Raw genomic sequence first — 3368 nt, forward strand, 5'->3', positions numbered from 1 at the left:
CGCGCTGCTGGCCGGCGAGCATCCGGCGCTCACCCCGCGCGGCGTGGCGCTGCCGCTGCTGGCGGCGACCGCGACGGCCGGGCGCGTGCGGCTCGAACTGGTCGCGCCGTCGAACGGCACGGCGGCCGGACCGCTCAGGCTGACGGTGCGCGCGACATAGGGCAGAGCGCGGCGGGGCGGCGCGTTCAGTGACGCGGCGGTTCCGCGTTCTCGACTTCGATCGGGCTCTCGAAATACGTGACGGTCGGCTCCGCGCCGAAGCGGTCGGCCATCATCGTCCGCCACTCCGTGGAATACGCGCGATCGGCGGATTCGCTCGAATCCCACAGATAGACGCCGCCCCCTTTGCCGTGTCCGAACAGGTAGTTCTTCCGGATCAGCCCGGGCATGGTGCGGTACTTGTCGACGGACGGCGCGAAGATCGTGTCCGTGGCGTCGGCCAGTGTCATGCCGCTGGGCAGGTTGAACTGGACGATTGCAACAATCATGGCCAGCTCCGTCGCATGTCCGCGTCGCTCGACGCCGATCCGGCGACACTGCGCCTGGCGATTCCAGCCCGTCAAACATCATCGGAACACCTCATCCGGAGCGGCCGAGGTGGGCTGACATCGCCTCTTCCAGCCAGCCGCGAGATCGTCCGCGATCCCGGTGGCGTCGAACGCCGGCTGCGATCGGTGTCCCGAACCGGGCTTTCGCCCGTCCTTCAATCCGGCCATCCCGCCATCGCCCGCACCGCCGCCGGGCTGGCGCCGGACGCGCGCAGGTCGCGCAGCGTCGCGGCGCGGTCGCGCTTCGCCAGCCGCCGCCCCGCCGCATCCGTCAGCAGCGGGTGATGCGCATAGGCCGGCTCCGGCCAGCCCATCAGCGCCTGCAGCAGCCGGTGCAGGTCGGTCGCCGGCTTCAGGTCCACCCCGCGCGTGACCAGCGTCACGCCCTGCAGCGCGTCGTCATGCGTGACGCAGAGGTGGTAGCTCGCCGGCGCGTCCTTGCGCGCCAGCACCGCGTCGCCGAACCGCGCGGGGTCGCAGCCGATCCGTCCCTCCCCCTCCTCCGCGAAGGACAGCGGCGGCACCCGCGCCAGCGCGCGCGCCATGTCCAGCCGCAGCGCATGCGCCTCCCCGGCCGCCAGCCGCGCCTGTCGTTCGTCATCCGACAGTCGCCGGCAGATCCCGGGATAGAGCGGACCGTCCGGGCCATGCGGCGCGGATGCGGCCGCCGCGACCTCCCGCGCGATCTCCGCCCGCGTGCAGAAGCACGGATAGAGCAGCCCCTGCGCCGTCAGCGCCTCCAGCGCCGCGCGATACTCGGCCAGGTGCGCCGACTGCACGCGCACCGGACCGTCCCAGTCCAGGCCGAGCCAGGCCAGGTCCTCCTGGATGGCGTCGGCGAAGTCGGGCCGGCAGCGGCCGGGGTCGATGTCCTCGAGCCGCAACAGGAAGCGCCCGCCCGCCGCCCGCGCCCGCCGCCAGCCCGCCAGCGCCGAATGGGCGTGGCCGAGATGCAGGAATCCCGTCGGGCTCGGCGCAAAGCGGGTGACGAGGGGCGGAACCGCGGCCATCTACCCAGCCGTAGCGAGGAAGGGCGGACAAGGCCATGGCGGAAGGTCTCGACGGGCCGCGCTGGGGACCGGCGGAGGGCGGCGCGCCGCGCAAGCTGGTACTGCTGCTGCACGGCCTCGGCGCCGACGGCTTCGACCTGATCGACCTCGCCCCGGGCTGGGGCCGGGCCGTGCCCGAGGCGCTCTTCGTCGCCCCGCACGCGCCCGAGCCCTGCGACATCGCGCCGTACGGCCGCCAGTGGTTCAGCGTGCAGGACCGGACCCCGGCGCGGATGCTGGCCGGGGCGCGCGTCGCGGCCGACCACCTCGCCGCGTTCCTGGACGCGGAGACGGCGCGGCTCGGGCTCGCCGCCTCAGACGTGGCGCTGATGGGCTTCAGCCAGGGCGCCATGACCGCGCTCTTCACCGGCCTCCGCCGCAGCCCGCCGCCCGCCGCCATCCTGGCCTATGCCGGCCGGCTGATCGGCGCCGAGTTGCTGCCCGCCGAACTGCGCGGCCGGCCGCCGGTGCTGCTGGTGCATGGCGAGGCCGACGACGTGGTGCCCGTGGACGGCAGCCGCGAGGCCGAGCGCGTCCTGGTGGAGCTCGGCGTGCCGGTCGAGTCGGCATGGCGACCGGGCCTTGCGCATGGATTGGATGACGCCGGATTGGCGCTTGGCGCGTTGACGCTGCAACGGTGCCTGGCCGGCGAGGCGGCGTGACGGCGCGATGACATCTCCGCCCGACCCGCCGCGCGGCGTCGCGGCGCGTGTTGCGCCGCATCGCCGCCGCTGGCATGAAGGAAGCGGTAACGCGGCGATGCCACAGGATCTGGGGCCTGCCTGACGTTCTATAGGCCAGGGCTTGCGTCCCAGGTGTTGGCACCGCCGCTCGGAACGAGGAGTGGCGCTTGCCCGATGGCGGAGCCTTCGTCGGAGACCGGTCCTTCCCCGCGCTCGTCCTGAACGCGGACTTCCGACCGCTGTCCTACTTCCCGCTCTCCGTCTGGTCCTGGCAGGACGCGGTGAAGGCGGTGTTCCTCGACCGCGTCTCGGTGCTGTCGGAATACGAGGCGGTGGTCCACTCGCCATCCCTGCGCATGAAGCTGCCCAGCGTCATCGCGCTGAAGGAATACATCCCCGCCGCGCGCCGCCCGGCCTTCACGCGCTTCAACGTGTTCCTGCGCGACAGCTTCGCCTGCCAGTACTGCGGCGGCGCCAAGCCGACGCAGGATCTCACCTTCGACCATGTGATCCCACGCAGTCGCGGCGGCCGCACCACCTGGGACAACGTCGTCACGGCCTGCGGGCCGTGCAACCTGCGCAAGGGCAACCGCCTGCCGCGCGAGTGCCACATGCATCCGCGCCAGCCGGCCCGCCAGCCCACCAGCTGGGAGCTGCAGGAGAACGGCCGCAGCTTCCCGCCGAACTACCTGCACGAGAGCTGGCGCGACTACCTCTACTGGGATTCCGAGCTGGAAAGCTGAGCCGGCGCCGCCACGTCGCCCAGCGCGTCCATCAGGAAATACAGGATGCGGTCCAGCGCGATCAGCGCGCGCTGCGGGTCCGGCACGGCACGCCGGCGCCGCTCCGGTCGGGCCGGGTCGGGCAGCATGGTGTGGCCACGGCCGGAGGCGCCGTCGAGGTCCCAGCCGAATCCGGCGCCCGGCAGCACCACCCGCGCGAAGCCCTGACCTGGCACGCCCAGCCCACGCGCCAGCGCGGCGCAGTCTGCGTCCTCCTCGGCATCCGCATCGCCATGGAGCAGCAGCAGCCGCGTCGCTGCCTCGCCCGGGGCGCGGCGCAGCGCGGCCGCCAGGCCCGCCGCCACC

The 3368-nt window shown here is 73.2% G+C and carries 5 protein-coding genes; 2 read left to right on the plus strand and 3 right to left on the minus strand.

What is annotated here, in order from left to right; genetic code table 11:
* Positions 1-185 precede the first annotated feature (185 nt).
* Positions 186-488, minus strand: coding sequence for a hypothetical protein (locus OZN99_RS27945; RefSeq protein ID WP_270938494.1), 303 nt, complete (start codon positions 486-488; stop codon positions 186-188).
* A gap of 215 nt (positions 489-703) precedes the next feature.
* Positions 704-1558 (minus strand): tRNA glutamyl-Q(34) synthetase GluQRS, encoded by an 855-nt coding sequence (gluQRS, locus tag OZN99_RS27950; protein WP_270938495.1) that lies wholly within the window; start codon positions 1556-1558, stop codon positions 704-706.
* Positions 1559-1593: 35 nt separating this feature from the next.
* On the opposite strand from gluQRS, the gene OZN99_RS27955 reads away from it, so the two are divergent.
* The gene (locus OZN99_RS27955) at positions 1594-2259 is read left to right on the plus strand and encodes an alpha/beta hydrolase (RefSeq protein WP_270938496.1); all 666 of its coding nucleotides are present in this window, start codon (positions 1594-1596) and stop codon (positions 2257-2259) included.
* A gap of 188 nt (positions 2260-2447) precedes the next feature.
* On the plus strand, positions 2448-3023 hold the full coding sequence (locus OZN99_RS27960) for an HNH endonuclease (RefSeq protein ID WP_270938497.1): 576 nt from the start codon (positions 2448-2450) through the stop codon (positions 3021-3023).
* Here OZN99_RS27960 and OZN99_RS27965 read toward each other — a convergent pair.
* On the minus strand, positions 2996-3368 hold a 373-nt coding region (locus OZN99_RS27965; RefSeq protein WP_270938498.1), incomplete at its 5' end, for a hypothetical protein. The genes OZN99_RS27960 and OZN99_RS27965 overlap by 28 nt on opposite strands.

It is taken from the genome of Falsiroseomonas oryzae (assembly GCF_027856955.1).
Lineage (GTDB): Bacteria > Pseudomonadota > Alphaproteobacteria > Acetobacterales > Acetobacteraceae > Falsiroseomonas > Falsiroseomonas oryzae.